The sequence below is a fragment of the Kosakonia sp. LAM2021 genome (assembly GCF_016620385.1).
Taxonomy (GTDB): Bacteria; Pseudomonadota; Gammaproteobacteria; order Enterobacterales; family Enterobacteriaceae; genus Kosakonia; species Kosakonia sacchari.
In genome coordinates, this window is record NZ_JAENHT010000001.1 from 957,737 (window position 1) to 972,605 (window position 14,869).

The following is a 14,869-nucleotide window of genomic DNA, read 5'->3' on the forward strand; positions in this document are numbered from 1 at the left end:
GGCATAGTATATGTATCTTTAAAATAAGTCACTTAGCAAAAAGTCGATAGAAAAGTAATATTACCGTCTGTTATTACCTACCTTTTTTCATCTAATCATTGGCATGAAAATGGCATTTATTGACATAAATTTACATTTGGCTTTGGGTAATCATCATTATTGCTTATGGTTTTAAGAGAAGTCTTAAACAGGGATGCAGAATGTATCTTGCCGTTTGGCTCGTAGCTCACGCGGCAACTACTTTTAAACCTCATAACCGATACGTCACCCTGAACAGGAACGACTTTTGCACGTTCACTGAACTGTCGAACCGGGAGTGCGCGTACAGCGTTTTTTGGTGAGGAAGCAAGATGAGCCTGCAAAAATGTACCGTCCTGTATGACGGTAGGGCGCTGGTTGGCCCGGAAAATGTCCCGCTGATCGATTTTCTGGAAACCTGCAATATCACACTACCCCATGTTTGCTATCACCCGGCGCTCGATCCGTTACAGACCTGCGATGTTTGCTGGGTCGAACAGGAGGGGAAACTGGTTCGCGGCTGTACGCTGCGAAGCCATGACGGGCTGGTGATTAACTCGCTGGACAGCCAGGCGCGGGCGGCGCGCGAAGAGGGCATGGATCGTCTGCTGGCGAAACATGAACTTTATTGTACCGTGTGCGAACACAACACCGGCGACTGTACATTGCATAACACCATGGTGGATATGCATATTCCCATTCAGCGCTACCCGTATACGCGCAAGCCTTATGTTAAAGATCACTCCAACCCGTTTTATACCTACGATCCGGATCAATGCATTTTGTGCGGGCGCTGCGTGGACGCCTGTCAGAACGTGGAAGTCAACGAAACGCTGAGCATTGATTACACCATGGAGCACCCGCGCGTGCTGTGGGACGGGGGAAATCAGATTGCTGGTTCGAGCTGCGTTAGCTGTGGGCATTGCGTGACGGTCTGCCCGTGCAATGCGCTGCTGGAAAAAAGCATGCAGCCGGATGCCGGGCCCTTTACCTCGATGCGCCAGTCGCTCAAACGTCCGCTGATTGATGTGATTAAAGTGTTGGAAAATTCCACCGGCGCCGAAATTATCTCCGGCATTTCGGTGATAGATACCGCGTTACGCCAGCAGGAGATCAAACGTACCAAAACCGTCTGCACCTATTGCGGCGTGGGATGCAGCTTTGAAATGTGGACCCGCGACCGTCAGCTTCTGAAAGTGCAGCCAGTGGTTGATGCGCCAGTGAACGGCATCTCCACCTGTGTTAAGGGCAAATTCGCATGGGATTTTATTAACAGCCCGCAGCGCCTGACCACGCCGCTGATCCGCGAAAACGATCGTTTTCGCCCGGCAAGCTGGGAGGAAGCGTTAACCCTTGTCGCCAGCCGCTTATTACAGACCCGTGACCAGTACGGCCCGGACAGTATTGGTTTTATCGGCTCCAGCAAAGGCAGCAACGAAGAAGCGTATCTGACGCAGAAAATTGCCCGCGCCATTATTGGCACCAACAGCGTGGATAACTCATCGCGCTATTGCCAGAACCCGGCTACGGAAGGGCTGTTTCGCACGGTGGGCTATGGCGGCGATGCCGGGACGATTGACGATCTGCAACAGGCCGAACTGGTGATTATCGTCGGCAGCAACACGGCGGAAAACCATCCGGTGATCGCTTCACGCCTGAAAGCGGCAAAAAAACATCATGGGCAAAAATGGCTGGTGGTCGACCCCAGACGGCATGAAATGGCGGAGCGCGCCGACCTGCATTTACGCATTCATCCCGGCAGCGATCTGGTATGGGCGTCGGCGATGGCGCGTTATATGTTTGACCACGGTTATGAAGATGCAGGCTTTCTTGCTGAACGCGTTAACCAGGTTGACGCCTATCGCCAGTCGCTTACCCCGTTTACGCTGGATTACGCCGCGCAAATCACCGGTATACGGGAAGAGACACTGCGCGAAGCGGCTGAGTTGATCGGCAAGGCGGGCCGTGTCTGCATTATGTGGGCGATGGGCATCACGCAGCACAGCCACGGCGCGGACACCAGTACCGCGTTATCCAATCTGTTGCTGGTGACCGGCAACTATGGCCGACCCGGTACCGGTGGCTATCCGATGCGTGGGCATAACAATGTGCAGGGCGCCAGTGACTTCGGCTGCCTGAAAAACTTCTACCCCGGTTATGAATCGGTCAGCGATCCGCAGATCCGCGAAAAATGGGCCAAAGCCTGGGGCGTACCGGCTGAGCGCCTGTCGCTCAAGGTCGGTCAGGACAACTTTATGATGGTCGAACTGGCGCGCAAGGAGGTGATCCGCGCCATGTACGTCATTGGCGAGGAAACGGCCTTTTCCGATGCGGATGCGGAAAATGTCCATCAGGGTTTTACCAACCTCGATTTTCTGGTGGTGCAGGATCTGTTTCTTAGCCGCACGGCGCAGTTTGCCGATGTGGTGTTGCCCGGCTGCCCGAGCGTGGAAAAAGAGGGCTCGTTTGTAAATACTGAGCGGCGAATTCAGCGTTTCTACCCGGTTATGGAGCCGCTTGGCGACAGCCGCCCGGACTGGTGGATCCTCACGCAACTGGCGGCCCGCATGGGCCATGACTGGGGCTATCAACATCCGCAGGAGATCATGGCGGAAGTGGCGGGGATTGCCGAAAGCTTTGCCGGTGTCAGCTATTCACGTCTTGAGGGCTGGAAATCGCAAATCTGGCCGGTCAATGCCGATGGCAGCAGCACGCCACTGCTCTATACCGAACGCTTTAAATCCCCGGACGGGCGCGCCACGCTTTATCCGTTGAGCTGGCAACCGCCTGCCGAAGAGGCGGATGCCGAATATGATTTGTTGCTCAACAATGGCCGGATGCTGGAGCATTTCCAGTCCACCAACCAGACCGGGCAGGGCGGGCGCACAACCAGCCTTTCGCCCGACTGGTTTGTGGAAATCAGCCCGCAACTGGCGAGCGCGCGCAGCTTGCAGGAAGGCGACTGGGTAAAACTTATCTCCCGACGCGGAGAAGTTGAGGTGCCGGTGGTGGTGACCGATCGCGTTCAGGGGAAAGTACTGTTTATCTCCATTCATCAGGGCAAAGAGGGCATTAACAAACTCACTGGCGAACACCACGATCCGTCGGTCAATACACCCGCCTACAAAGAGCTGGCTGTACGTCTGGAAACACTGGATCGTCCGCCGTTGCCCGACCCGCTACCGAAACACAATTTCCGCCACGGTAAACGCACCCCGATTGACAAGGTGGCAGTGGAAGAGAAATGGCAGCGCGCAGATTACCGCGAACCGCCAGCAACCGAACCCCACCCGGAGAAATTCTGATGGCAAAAGCGATTGATTATCAGCCGGAACCGGCAAAAATTGGCCCCGATGCCCATGAAGAACTGGCGCGGCTGCTGGAGTCGTTGCATCAGCATGGCGTGCTGCGTCTTGTGAATGATTTGGTGGGTGCCAATCAGGACATCGCCCAGGTTTTAGTAAAGGGTTTACAGCGCGAAGGCACGCTCAATGCGATACAGAATATCTCGGTGCTGCTGCTCGCACTCTCCAGCATTCCACCGGAGAAAATGTACAAACTGGCCTTTGGCCTGCGCGATATGGCTGATGCGCTAAGTCAGCCTGCCGGGGCGGGCGAGCATAATGCGCCTGGTCTGCAGGGTGCGTGGAAGATGCTGCAGGACGAGGATCTGTGGCATGCCCTGCAACCCCTGCTCAATGGGATGAAAGCCTTCGCGCGGCGTATGGAGCAACCGGTTGATAAGCCGATCTCCGCGTGGAGCGGTAAACCCAGCGACGCATAATGAACGGGGAAACCGCACTGTTGCTGGCGCGCGGCCAGTTTGCTTTTACCATCGGCTTCCACATTGTGCTGGCGGCCTTTTCCATTGGTCTGGCGTATTTTTTGATGTTTCTTGAGGCGATGTGGCTCTGGCGCAAGCAGAGGCTCTGGCTGTCGCTGTGGCGCTACTGGAGCAAAATTTTTGCCCTTAACGTGGCGGTGGGCGTGGTCACCGGCGTGGTGATGGAGTTCGCTTTCGGGACGAACTGGAGCGGGCTGGCCAGCCGCGCGGGGGCAGTGCTCGGCCCGATGATGTACATGGAAGTGCTGGTCGCATTCTTTCTTGAAGCGGGATTTATGGGCGTGGTGCTTTTCGGCATGGGCAAAGTCAGGCCGTGGGTACATTTTATGGCGACCTGCATTGTGGCGCTGGGTTCGCTTTTCAGCGCGTTCTGGATCCTTGCGGCCAACTCATGGATGCAGACGCCAGATGGCTTCGCCGTGGTGGCCGATGGGCGCTTTGTGCCGGTCGACTGGTGGGCGGTGATCATTAACCCGTCATTTCCCTGGCGCATGGCGCATATGGTGGTGGCGGCAATGTTAGGCACGGCGTGCCTGGTGGCGGCGTGCGGGGCGTGGCATCTGCTGCGCGAGGCGCGACATCCGGCGGCGCGCCAGATGTTCTCGTTAGGCCTGTGGATGCTGGTGGTGATGGCACCGGTACAGATCGTGCTTGGCGATCTGCATGGCGAAAACACGCGCGACCATCAGCCGATAAAACTGGCGGCGATGGAAGGGGCGTGGGATCCACCGCCGCCGGGCGAAGGCGAGCCGCTGCGATTATTTGCGCTACCGGACATGCAACAGCGCCGCAACTTATATGAAGTCGCCATTCCCAATATCGGTTCGCTCTACTTGCGCCACAATCTTGAAGGGCGCATTCACACGCTCAACCAATACCCGGCGGAAGCGTTGCCGTGGGTGCCGGTGGTGTTCTGGTCGTTTCGCGTGATGGTCGGATTAGGCATCGCCATGGCGGCCGCAGGCATTGCCGGGCTGGTGGTGCGCCTGCGGGGGCGTTTGTGGCGCGCGCGCTGGTTACAACGCGTGATGGTGCTGCTGGCTCCCGCCGGATTTATCGCCATGCTGGCGGGCTGGCTGGTGACGGAAGCGGGGCGTCAGCCCTGGACAATCTACGGTTTGCTGCGCACCTCACACAGCGTGGCGCCGGTATCACCGGAACTGGTGCTGGGCTCGTTGCTGGTGACGGTGGTGGTTTATATCGCGCTCTTTACGCTGGGGCTGTGGTTTTTGCTTAAGCTGATGTCGCGCTTGCCTGCCAGGCATGAAGAGAGTGCCATGCCCGAGGTCGCCGAACGTACCGGGAAGGGGACATGATATGCCGGATATTTTAGGTTTGCCCTGGCTTGATGCACTTTCTGCCGCTGCGCTGGCGCTCAGTTTGCTGGTCTATGTTCTGCTCGATGGCACGGATTTGGGCACCGGTATCCTGTGCGCCTTTCAGCGCAGCCCGGAGTCGCGCCATGTTATCAATCTCTCTTTGCTGCCGGTCTGGGATGGCAACGAAACCTGGCTGGTGCTCACGGCGGGCGGCTTGCTGGGGCTGTTCCCGCTGGCGTACGGCATTATCCTCAGCGCGCTCTATATCCCGGTGTTTATGATGTTGCTGGCGCTGGTGATGCGCGGCATGGCGATTGAGTATCGTCACTATGCGCCACAGCTGTTTGACCTGATGCTGGTCGCCGGTTCGCTGCTGGCGGCGCTGGCGCAGGGGATTATTGTGGGGGCGCTGCTACAGGGGATTGCCACCGATGGGCGCCAGTTTACCGGCAACGGCTTTGAGTGGCTGCGTCCTTTTCCGCTCTATTGCGGCCTTGCGCTGGTGTGTGGATATAGCCTGATGGGGGCCGGGTGGATAATCTGGCGCTGCACCGGCGAGCTGGAAACGTGGGGGCGGCGGGTGATACCGTGGCTCGCCATCGTCACCGGATTACTGCTGGCGGGTTTGTTGGCGTGGACTACGCAACTATATGAAACCTGGCGTCAGCATCTGTTTAATATCTGGCTTTGGTTGCCGCTGTTACTGGTGGGTGTACTGGCAGTGGCGTTGTTTGGGGTTGGTCTGATTTTGCGTCGGCCTTTTTTACCGCTTGCCGGCGTGTTAGTGATGGTCTGTTGTGTTTTTTGTGCGCTGGTGTTTACGCTTTTTCCGTGGATAGTGCCGCCTGTCCTCAGCATTACGCAGACCGCCGCGCCACCGGCCACGCAACGATTTCTGCTGCTGACGTTTGCGTTGCTGGTGCCAGTCACGTTGTTTTATAACAGCTGGGTTTTTCGCATCTTCAGTGGAAAAATTGCGGGGTAATTCGACAAAACAGGCTATAAAGTAAAGGCGAGATTTACAGTAAGCAACAGCATGCGCGGAGACTTATCCATGGCTATAGCAAAAGCTTATAATTTAAAGCAGGCGTATCAAATGATTAGCTCAGGAAAGCACCAGCAAGTCGAGCTGGCCTTTGATGTTGATGCGGATACTTTTTTTATGCTCTCGGCAAATTACGGCAACAGCGGGGCGAAGATTGCCCGTCACGATAACCATTTTGTGCTCAGGCTGGAGAAAGAAGCCGCTTCAGGTTGAACCTACTCGGGTAGCATGTTTCACCAGTGGCACAGAAGCGCACGCGACGGGTCTATTATTCGCAACCGACGCCGTGTCATCTCTGCGTTATATTTATCCCTTTTAATAGCCGCGAGCCCTGCCACTGACTCTGTTTTCTCCGGCTTGCGGCTTCATTTGTTGTTACCCTGATTTCGCGGCGGCGCACTTTGCCGCCACGCTCAAACTCGTTATCTACCAAATTATTCCCGGCATTACGCCGGGTTTTTTTTCTCTGCGCGCAGCCCATTCGCCAGCAAGATAAACGCGTCAATCACTTTAGGTAACGTCTGTTGCGGGTTATCACTGGCGGCAACCCATAACGCGGCATTCAACGCTGCGCCATTGAGCAAGCGCGCGGCGGATTCCACATCCACCTCTTTCATCTCGCCGTTTGCCACCATGTCAGCCACGGCGATACGGGTGGCTTGCAGGCAGGCATTCTGGCTTGGCCAGCGCGAAGGATCGCCAAGAAACGCCGGGCCATCAAGCAACACAATGCGCTGGATTTCCGCATCGAGCGCCATCTCGATATAGGCGACACCTTCAGCCAGCAGCGCATCCCAGGCAGTGCTGGTGGCTTGCGCCTGCATTTTCGCGCGCTGTGCCATTTCGCCATCGACCTGTGCCACCACGGCGGCAAGTAAGCCCTGTTTGTCGCCAAAGTTGTGGTACAGCGCCCCGCGCGTTAAGCCCACGCTGGCGGTCAGTTCATCCATTGATGCCGCCGCAAACCCTTTTTCGGCAAACGCCTTACGTGCTGCGGCGATAAGTTTGGCGCGGTTCTCTTCCATGGTTTGCGCGCGACGTTTTACGGCCATAGTGGCTCCATTTGAAATACATCGCGTATGTGAATTGACATACGCAGTGTATGTGGATTAACTTCATATACGAAGTGTATCTTAAACTAACCGACAAAAGGTAACCCTATGATCCCTCGCCAACCCGTTTTTCCCGCTCATCGCCATGCATTGTATGAACAGCATGGTTACTCCGCTGCGATACGCTCCGGCGATCTGCTGTTTGTTTCCGGTCAGGTTGGCAGCCGCGCCGATGGCAGCCCGGAGCCCGATTTCGCCGCCCAGGTGCGCCTTGCGTTCGACAATCTGCAGGCCACGCTGGCGGCAGCGGGGTGTACTTTTGATGATCTGGTTGATGTCACCACCTTTCATACGGACCCGGAAAACCAGTTCGCCACCATCATGGAGGTCAAACAGGCGCTTTTCCCGCAACCGCCGTATCCCAACTGGACAGCCGTGGGTGTGAACTGGCTGGCGGGTTTTGATTTCGAAATAAAAGTGATTGCGCGCATTCCTGAACGCGCGGCATAAAAAAGCCTGCGACAGGTCGCAGGCTTGAGGATAAAGCGTGAGATTACAGCAGGTCGAAGCGATCGAGGTTCATCACTTTTGTCCAGGCGGCAACAAAGTCGGTGACGAATTTCTGTTTGCCGTCGGCGCTGGCATAAACTTCGGCCAGCGCGCGCAGTACCGAGTTAGAGCCAAACACCAGGTCGGCGCGCGTGGCGGTGTATTTCACTTCACCGCTTTTACGATCGCGGCCTTCAAACAGCTCTGATTTCTCGTCGGCGGCTTTCCATGCGGTGCGCATATCCAGCAGGTTAACGAAGAAATCGGTGCTCAGCACGCCAGGCTGGTCGGTAAAGACGCCGTGCTTGCTGCCGTCATAGTTCGCACCCAGCACGCGCAGGCCGCCAACCAGCGCGGTCATTTCCGGGGCGGTGAGCGTCAGTTGCTGCGCTTTATCAATCAGCAGCGTTTCGGTGCTGATACCATCCCACACGCGGCGATAGTTGCGGAAACCATCGGCCAGCGGTTCCATCAGTGCAAAGGAGTCCACATCGGTTTGATCCTGACGCGCATCAACACGTCCCGGCGTAAACGGCACATTAACCTGCACACCGGCCGCTGCCGCTGCTTTCTCAACGCCAACCACGCCCGCCAGCACAATCACATCCGCCAGCGAGGCTTTCGCCAGCGTTTTCTGAATGCTTTGCAACGCGGGCAGGGCCTTCGCGGCGATGGCGTTCACTTCCCAGCCGTTTTGCGGTGCCAGCGCAAGACGCGCGCCGTTCGCACCACCGCGTTTATCACCGCCACGGAAGGTGGAGGCAGACGCCCAGGCGACCGAAATCAGTTCGCTCACCGACAAGCCGGATTCGGCAATCGCCGCTTTCAGGTTAGCGATATCCGCACCGTTCGGCTGATGTACCGCCGCTGGCAGCGGATCCTGCCAAATCAGATCTTCGTTTGGCACTTCCGGGCCAATGTAGCGTGATTTTGGCCCCATATCGCGGTGGGTCAGTTTGAACCATGCGCGGGCAAAGGCCTCATTAAACGCTTGCGGATCGTTGAGGAAACGGCGCGAAATTTTTTCGAATTCCGGGTCGAAACGCAGCGTCAAATCGGTCACCAGCATGGTGGGTTTGCGTTTTTTCTCCGGGTTGAACGGATCCGGGATAACTTCCGGCGCGTCTTTCGCTTCAAACTGGATAGCACCCGCCGGGCTGCGGGTTTGCACCCACTCGTATTTGAACAGGTTTTCGAAGAAGTAGTTACTCCACTGGGTCGGCGTTTGCGTCCAGGCCACTTCCAGACCGGAAGTGATGGCATCTGCGCCTGCACCGCTACCGTAGCTGCTCATCCAGCCCAAACCCTGCGCTTCCAGCGGCGCGGCTTCCGGCTCTGGCCCGACATGATTATCCGGCGTGGAGGCACCGTGGGTTTTGCCCAGCGTATGACCACCGGCGATCAGCGCGACGGTCTCTTCATCGTTCATGCCCATATTGCCGAAGGTGGCACGAATGGCAGAGGCGGCAGAAACCGGCTCGCCACTGGCGTTCGGGCCTTCCGGGTTTACGTAAATCAGCCCCATCTCGGTGGCGCCAATGGCGGCCTGCGCCAGGCTTTCCGGGTGGCGGTGGCTTAACCACTCTTTTTCATTACCCCAGTCGACATCCATATCCGGTTCCCAGACATCTTCACGCCCGGCACCAAAACCGAAAGTGCGGAAGCCGGCATTTTCCAGCGCTACGTTGCCCGCCAGAATAATCAGATCGGCCCAGGAGATTTGTTGACCATATTTCTGTTTCACCGGCCACAGCAGACGACGCGCTTTATCAAGGCTGACGTTATCCGGCCACGAGTTGAGCGGCGCGAAGCGTTGCTGGCCACGGCCAGAACCGCCGCGTCCATCAACGGTGCGATAGGTGCCCGCGCTGTGCCAGGCCATGCGAATGAACAAGCCGATATAGCTGCCCCAGTCTGCTGGCCACCACTCCTGGGAGTCGGTCAGCACACCGCGGATGTCGGCTTTCAGGGCGGAGTAATCGAGCTTTTTGAACTCTTCACGGTAGTTAAAGTTTTCACCCAGCGGGTTAGAACGGTTGGAGTGTTGGTTTAGCAAATCGACGCGCAACTGGTTAGGCCACCAGTCGCGATTACCGGTTACCGGGCCTGCACTTTTTTCGCTGCTTTTGTTATGAAAGGGGCATTTCTCGACGGATGACGAGAGGGATTGATCGTCTGACGTGCTCATATCGGGCTCCATTTGCTTGTGTTCTGTCGTTACGATATACACTGCTTCCTGATAAAGGTATTTGAATGAATCTACAGATTTGATAGCTAATACCTTTCTATAAAATGGTAAAAACTTGACGCAAATCGCTTAACTGCGCTACCCACTCCTAAACCTTAGCAATTCCATTACTACCGTTACGGTTTTTTTCAGGGCGCAGCGCATTTTTTGTGACGATGTAACCCCGGTACAGCAGGCGCTACCTGGAAATGCCTCAAAAAGGTGTGAATTTGTTGCGCTGAACTTAAACGCCGAGGTTTTATTAAAATATATCCATAACTTCACCCGGAATAATTCGCTGATGTTTTTCTGCACAGTGTTAATTTAATCGACCGAAACGGCATGGCTAATAAACACGAGAGGTCGAAAATGCCTTTCGTTGCGTTTACTCAATAAGCAATACAGTAAGGCAACGCTTTTATTTGCCGTTGTCGAGGCGGAGTTGCGGATAATCTTAACCGCAGTATGATATTTTTTACCGTTTAGCTAATAACGATGTAGCCAGACATAATTGCAATATAACTGGCCGAATACGCAGCATACGCTAACCTGATTATTCCACCTGATTTTAAGGAAAAAGATCAATGCGTCTGGCTTTACATCTTATTATTCCTCTGATGCTTGTTGGCTGTGGCGCCAATAATAGCGCACCGCAAACGGCTATACCTGGCGAGAAAACCTCCGGAAAAATGAAAACCCTCGAAACAGGCGCAGCGCTAATACAATCTCGCCCGCCGATTGAGGCAATAAGTGCTTACCTTGATGGCTTTCATTTTTATAACGGCGATCGGCAAGGACAAATGGAAGCCCATCACTATGTCACCGTGTTAAATAACGATGTTATGCAGGCGGTGATTTACGACGGTAATACCGCGAATGCACGACTGATGGGCGTGGAATACATCATCAGTGAACGGCTTTTTAAAACACTGCCGCCCGAGGAGAAAAAACTCTGGCATAGCCACCGCTATGAAGTGAAATCCGGCTCGCTTATTGCGCCGGGTTTACCCGCTGTCGCGGAAAAAGCCCTGATGAGCAATATCGTTAATACCTACGGCAAGACCTGGCATACCTGGCACACTGAACGTGACCAGACGTTGCCGCTGGGCGTGCCGGCGTTAATGATGGGATTTACCCAGGATGGGCAACTTAATCCGGCGCTGCTTACCGACCGCGATCGCCGTTTTGATGTGAACACGTCGGCTATCAGGCAGCAGCGCAAAGACCTGCCAGCGCATCCGGTGGCGCAGGGCGCGGATGCCTGGGAACAAGGGCAGGTGATTCAAATCAAGCCCGTTAATCTCTCTGAAGGTACGCATGCACATGAATAACGCTCGCGGAGGGCAAACGTGATTATTCATCATCTTAATTGCGGCTGTATGTGCCCAATCGGCGGCGCGTTGTATGACGGTTTCAGCAAAGGTGTGCATGCGCATCTGGCGTGTCACTGCCTGCTGCTGGAAACGCAAAGCCACGGTCTGGTGCTGGTGGATACCGGGTTCGGCACCACCGATACGCGCCAGCCCCGGCGAAATATCCCGGCTTTTTTTCGCCTGTTGAACAACATCCAGCACCGGGAAAGCTTAACGGCGCTGGCACAGGTTAAAGCGTTGGGGTTTCAGGCTGAAGATGTGCGGCATATTGTGTTAACCCATCTGGATTTTGATCACGCAGGCGGCCTGACCGATTTTCCGCAGGCGCAAATCCATCTTTTACAGCGCGAAATCGACACTGCGCAGCAGCGGCACAGCTGGCTAACTCGCGAGCGCTATCGGCCTGGCCAGTGGCAGGGTGTTTCTGGCTGGCAGGGTTATGCCGCCGAAGGGGAAAAATGGTTCGGCTTTGATGCCGTGACGGCGCTGCGTGGGTTGCCGCCGGAGATTTTGCTCATTCCGCTCGCAGGTCACACGTTGGGTCATGCCGGGGTCGCCATTCAGCATTCCGATGGCTGGTTACTGCACGGCGGCGATGCATGGTTTTACCGGGGTGAAATCGGGCAGCCGGAACGCCACTGCACGCCGGGTCTGCGTTTTTACCAATGGATGATGGCGATGGATAACGGTGCCAGGAGGGTCAACCAGCAACGTCTGCGTGAACTGGCGCTAACGCATGGAGAAGATGTGCGGCTGTTTTGCAGCCACGATGCGCAGGAGTTGCGTGCCTTACAAAATAGATAAAAAAAAGCATCTGCAGGGCAGATGCTTTCGGGGAGCTTATTTCGGCTGCGGTTCACCGTAGCCGAGTTCGGCACCGGTGAGCGGATCAACATTCGGATCGGATTTGGTGCGTTCTGCCATCGCTTTTACCAGCGCCAGTTGTTCCGGGCTGAGCGTGGTGGTAGCGGAACCGTCACCGCCATCGACAGCCGGTTGTGGATCGGCGACATACTCAAAGTTCTCATCGCTGTTCCAGCTACCGCGCGGATCGTCACCTTCCGACATGTTGTAGTAGACGTTGGTGTACTGTTCGATTGGCGGTAATTTTCCTGGCGGGAAATTATTGCGAATCGAGTAGAGCGCTTTTTCAAAAGAGAGCATATGCGCGGCTTCACGCGTCATCAGGAAACCTAACGCATCTTTGACCCCCGGATCGTCGGTGACATTGATTAAGCGCTCATAAATGATTTTCGCGCGCGCTTCGGCGGCGATATTCGAACGCAAATCGGCGGTCACTTCACCGATGGTATCAACATAAGCCGCTGTCCATGGGACGCCGGCGGAATTGGTTAGCGCGGGGCCACCGCCGTAAAGCAGCGACGTAATATGGCTGTCATTACCGTTTTCGGTTAACGAACGGTACAGCTCCGCTTCACTTTCGGTGCCTTCTGCCAGCTCACCTTTCGCCCCTTTATTGAGCATACCTACCAGTGAACCGATAATTTCCAGATGGCTCAATTCTTCTGTCGCGATGTCCATCAACATCTCTTTGCGACCGGCGTCTTCATCACCCAGCCCCTGAGTGAAATAGCGGCATGCCGCCGCCAGTTCCCCTTGCGGGCCGCCAAACTGTTCAAGCAGCAGGTTGGCCAGCCCTGGGTTCGGTTCACTGACGCGCACGGTATATTGCAGTTGTTTTACATGACGAAACATTGCTTGCCTCCTGAAAAGTCAAAATTATTATTTTTTAGCTTCCACGCCTTCCGCTGCGCTACGCAGCAAAAATTGTTCTGTCACATCCGGAATATGATTGATTGCCCATTCGGCCATCGCTTTTTCCTGGGCCAGGATCTGTTTGAATATATCGATGCTGGCGCTGTCACCGGCTTTTTCAGCCGCAGCAATAAGCGAGGTATAACAGGCAATTTCAAATTGCTCGAAGACGTAGCTACTGATTGCGCCTTTAACGATTTCATCCGGTGCAAACATGCCGCCAAATGATTGACCCATCGCTGCCATTTTGCTGGTGGCATCTTTCATTAGCGAACGGTTAATATCATTACGATCCATCACCGTTTCCAGCAATTTTATTTGCCCTTGTGTTTCCGTTAAATGCTGCTCGATTCTTGCGCGTAAATCGGGGTAATTATCGATACGGCTACTCATGGCATTAAGCATTGACTCAGCTTGTTTTTCCATTGCATGTGCATCGCGTAACCAGTCGTGATAATTTTCTTGAGGCGCCATATCTAATCCTTTCAGGGTTGAGTGGATAAGAAAAAGGGGACACTGCCGCTGTAATCAGCAGGTATACGATTAATAAGTAATATCAGGGGAAGTTGTGCGGCGTTTATTAACGCGAGGTAAATAAAATAGATAAATAGTAATCCTGATATCCTTACTGCTTTATATTTTCATGCTAACGTGTATCGCTTGATATTAAATTTAGACACTGACCTTATTTAGTCAAACCGAGGCGTAAACAGATTTAATTGAATATATTTTCGGCACACCGCTTCGCTTGTGATTATTGTTTTAAAAATAAATCTTCCTAAATATTAAGGAGTTAACGGAATGCACTTTCGTTTTCATTAATCACACGCGTCACTATCACTCATTTTTGGCAGGTATTGCTGACTTTTTAGTGGCTTTTTTTGACATTTCTTTACGTTCAGCAGGCGGCTAATATCGGTAGAACCAGTGTGTTTAAGAACTATCTCAACGCGATAGGGTGCCCAAAAAGGGAAAGAGGCGAAAACAGGCCGTTAAACCCGTAATAGAACGCGCCATCAAAAGCGAACGTTGGGAGGTTTTTATCCCGTTGCGCTTGCGGCAAGGGAGAATGGGTAAGGCAGCTAAGCGCAGCAGTGAGAACTGACAAAACGTGCGCTTATCTTGACAATTCATTGACAGTTAACTGCCTGGTCAGTAATTTCATTTGTAATTATTGACCAGGCAAATATCATGACCAACGCTGCGGATATTCCCAACCCTAAACTTCATCTCGGTTTGTTGATTCATCTGGCAAACCAGTTCAAAGACCAGCTTATTAGCCAGTACTTTTCTGCTACGGATATCACCGCCGCGCAGTTCAAGGTATTGATAAGTATCTATAAAGGCTTTAATAGCCCGGTTGAAGTAAGCAAAAATCTGCTGATGGACGCCGGAGCGATGAGCCGGATGCTTGAACGCATGGTCAAGCGCGATCTGATTGTGCGCACCACCAACCCGGAAGATAAACGTCAGGTCATTCTCGAACTGACCGACAAAGGGCGAGTGATTTGTGATCGTTTTCAAAATGAGGCGCTGGCCTCGATTCTCAGTACGCTGACCAGCCGCCTGACCGCCGATGAGTCACGGCTGCTGGTTGAACTCCTGATAAAAATGTTGCCGGACGAGGCAACCCGCCCACATCGCTAAGCTGTCCTGAAAAGGTATC

General features: G+C 54.3%; 13 protein-coding genes. 9 read left to right on the forward strand and 4 right to left on the reverse strand.

Going from position 1 to position 14,869, the window contains the following annotated elements; translation table 11 throughout:
• Nucleotides 1-350: 350 nt before the first annotated feature.
• The 5 genes from fdhF to JKP81_RS04570 all read left to right on the forward strand — a co-directional run bounded on the left by fdhF (nucleotide 351) and on the right by JKP81_RS04570 (nucleotide 6,439).
• Nucleotides 351-3,323: a formate dehydrogenase subunit alpha gene (gene fdhF, locus JKP81_RS04550; protein ID WP_200550742.1), complete on the forward strand. Its 2,973-nt coding sequence runs from the start codon at nucleotides 351-353 to the stop codon at nucleotides 3,321-3,323.
• Nucleotides 3,323-3,802, forward strand: coding sequence for a DUF1641 domain-containing protein (locus JKP81_RS04555; RefSeq protein ID WP_200550743.1), 480 nt, complete (start codon nucleotides 3,323-3,325; stop codon nucleotides 3,800-3,802). The genes fdhF and JKP81_RS04555 overlap by 1 nt, the downstream gene beginning before the upstream one ends.
• Complete coding sequence (locus JKP81_RS04560; RefSeq protein ID WP_200550744.1) at nucleotides 3,802-5,178, forward strand: cytochrome ubiquinol oxidase subunit I; 1,377 nt, start codon at nucleotides 3,802-3,804, stop codon at nucleotides 5,176-5,178. The genes JKP81_RS04555 and JKP81_RS04560 overlap by 1 nt, the downstream gene beginning before the upstream one ends.
• 1 nt (nucleotide 5,179) lies before the next feature.
• Nucleotides 5,180-6,166 carry a cytochrome d ubiquinol oxidase subunit II gene (locus JKP81_RS04565; RefSeq protein ID WP_200550745.1) on the forward strand — a complete coding sequence of 329 codons (987 nt, stop codon included), beginning with the start codon at nucleotides 5,180-5,182 and terminating at the stop codon, nucleotides 6,164-6,166.
• A gap of 69 nt (nucleotides 6,167-6,235) precedes the next feature.
• On the forward strand, nucleotides 6,236-6,439 hold the full coding sequence (locus JKP81_RS04570; protein ID WP_200551081.1) for a hypothetical protein: 204 nt from the start codon (nucleotides 6,236-6,238) through the stop codon (nucleotides 6,437-6,439).
• 233 nt (nucleotides 6,440-6,672) lie between these two features.
• On the opposite strand, the gene JKP81_RS04575 is transcribed toward JKP81_RS04570, so the two are convergent.
• Nucleotides 6,673-7,278: a TetR/AcrR family transcriptional regulator gene (locus JKP81_RS04575; protein ID WP_200550746.1), complete on the reverse strand. Its 606-nt coding sequence runs from the start codon at nucleotides 7,276-7,278 to the stop codon at nucleotides 6,673-6,675.
• A gap of 108 nt (nucleotides 7,279-7,386) precedes the next feature.
• On the opposite strand from JKP81_RS04575, the gene JKP81_RS04580 reads away from it, so the two are divergent.
• Nucleotides 7,387-7,788: a RidA family protein gene (locus JKP81_RS04580; protein ID WP_200550747.1), complete on the forward strand. Its 402-nt coding sequence runs from the start codon at nucleotides 7,387-7,389 to the stop codon at nucleotides 7,786-7,788.
• Nucleotides 7,789-7,831: 43 nt separating this feature from the next.
• Here JKP81_RS04580 and katG read toward each other — a convergent pair whose 3' ends face one another.
• The gene (gene katG, locus JKP81_RS04585) at nucleotides 7,832-10,015 is read right to left on the reverse strand and encodes a catalase/peroxidase HPI (RefSeq protein WP_200550748.1); all 2,184 of its coding nucleotides are present in this window, start codon (nucleotides 10,013-10,015) and stop codon (nucleotides 7,832-7,834) included.
• A gap of 623 nt (nucleotides 10,016-10,638) precedes the next feature.
• Between katG and JKP81_RS04590 the strand changes: the two genes are divergently transcribed.
• Nucleotides 10,639-11,385 (forward strand): OBAP family protein, encoded by a 747-nt coding sequence (locus JKP81_RS04590; protein WP_200550749.1) that lies wholly within the window; start codon nucleotides 10,639-10,641, stop codon nucleotides 11,383-11,385.
• A gap of 18 nt (nucleotides 11,386-11,403) precedes the next feature.
• The gene (locus tag JKP81_RS04595) at nucleotides 11,404-12,231 is read left to right on the forward strand and encodes an MBL fold metallo-hydrolase (RefSeq protein WP_200550750.1); all 828 of its coding nucleotides are present in this window, start codon (nucleotides 11,404-11,406) and stop codon (nucleotides 12,229-12,231) included.
• 36 nt (nucleotides 12,232-12,267) lie between these two features.
• Here JKP81_RS04595 and JKP81_RS04600 read toward each other — a convergent pair whose 3' ends face one another.
• Nucleotides 12,268-13,143, reverse strand: coding sequence for a manganese catalase family protein (locus JKP81_RS04600; RefSeq protein WP_200550751.1), 876 nt, complete (start codon nucleotides 13,141-13,143; stop codon nucleotides 12,268-12,270).
• A gap of 27 nt (nucleotides 13,144-13,170) precedes the next feature.
• Nucleotides 13,171-13,677, reverse strand: coding sequence for a ferritin-like domain-containing protein (locus tag JKP81_RS04605; RefSeq protein ID WP_200550752.1), 507 nt, complete (start codon nucleotides 13,675-13,677; stop codon nucleotides 13,171-13,173).
• Nucleotides 13,678-14,394: 717 nt separating this feature from the next.
• Here JKP81_RS04605 and JKP81_RS04610 point away from each other — a divergent pair.
• Complete coding sequence (locus JKP81_RS04610) at nucleotides 14,395-14,850, forward strand: MarR family transcriptional regulator (RefSeq protein ID WP_200550753.1); 456 nt, start codon at nucleotides 14,395-14,397, stop codon at nucleotides 14,848-14,850.
• Nucleotides 14,851-14,869: the final 19 nt, after the last annotated feature.

What these genes read in the sequence shown, in the direction of transcription:
- JKP81_RS04590 (WP_200550749.1), top strand. Translation starts at nt 10,639, where the DNA reads ATGCGTCTGGCTTTACATCTTATTATTCCTCTGATGCTTGTTGGCTGT.
- fdhF (WP_200550742.1), top strand. Translation starts at nt 351, where the DNA reads ATGAGCCTGCAAAAATGTACCGTCCTGTATGACGGTAGGGCGCTGGTT.
- JKP81_RS04555 (WP_200550743.1), top strand. Translation starts at nt 3,323, where the DNA reads ATGGCAAAAGCGATTGATTATCAGCCGGAACCGGCAAAAATTGGCCCC.
- JKP81_RS04610 (WP_200550753.1), top strand. Translation starts at nt 14,395, where the DNA reads ATGACCAACGCTGCGGATATTCCCAACCCTAAACTTCATCTCGGTTTG.
- JKP81_RS04575 (WP_200550746.1), bottom strand. Translation starts at nt 7,278, where the DNA reads ATGGCCGTAAAACGTCGCGCGCAAACCATGGAAGAGAACCGCGCCAAA.
- JKP81_RS04565 (WP_200550745.1), top strand. Translation starts at nt 5,180, where the DNA reads ATGCCGGATATTTTAGGTTTGCCCTGGCTTGATGCACTTTCTGCCGCT.
- JKP81_RS04600 (WP_200550751.1), bottom strand. Translation starts at nt 13,143, where the DNA reads ATGTTTCGTCATGTAAAACAACTGCAATATACCGTGCGCGTCAGTGAA.
- JKP81_RS04570 (WP_200551081.1), top strand. Translation starts at nt 6,236, where the DNA reads ATGGCTATAGCAAAAGCTTATAATTTAAAGCAGGCGTATCAAATGATT.
- JKP81_RS04560 (WP_200550744.1), top strand. Translation starts at nt 3,802, where the DNA reads ATGAACGGGGAAACCGCACTGTTGCTGGCGCGCGGCCAGTTTGCTTTT.
- JKP81_RS04580 (WP_200550747.1), top strand. Translation starts at nt 7,387, where the DNA reads ATGATCCCTCGCCAACCCGTTTTTCCCGCTCATCGCCATGCATTGTAT.
- JKP81_RS04605 (WP_200550752.1), bottom strand. Translation starts at nt 13,677, where the DNA reads ATGGCGCCTCAAGAAAATTATCACGACTGGTTACGCGATGCACATGCA.
- katG (WP_200550748.1), bottom strand. Translation starts at nt 10,015, where the DNA reads ATGAGCACGTCAGACGATCAATCCCTCTCGTCATCCGTCGAGAAATGC.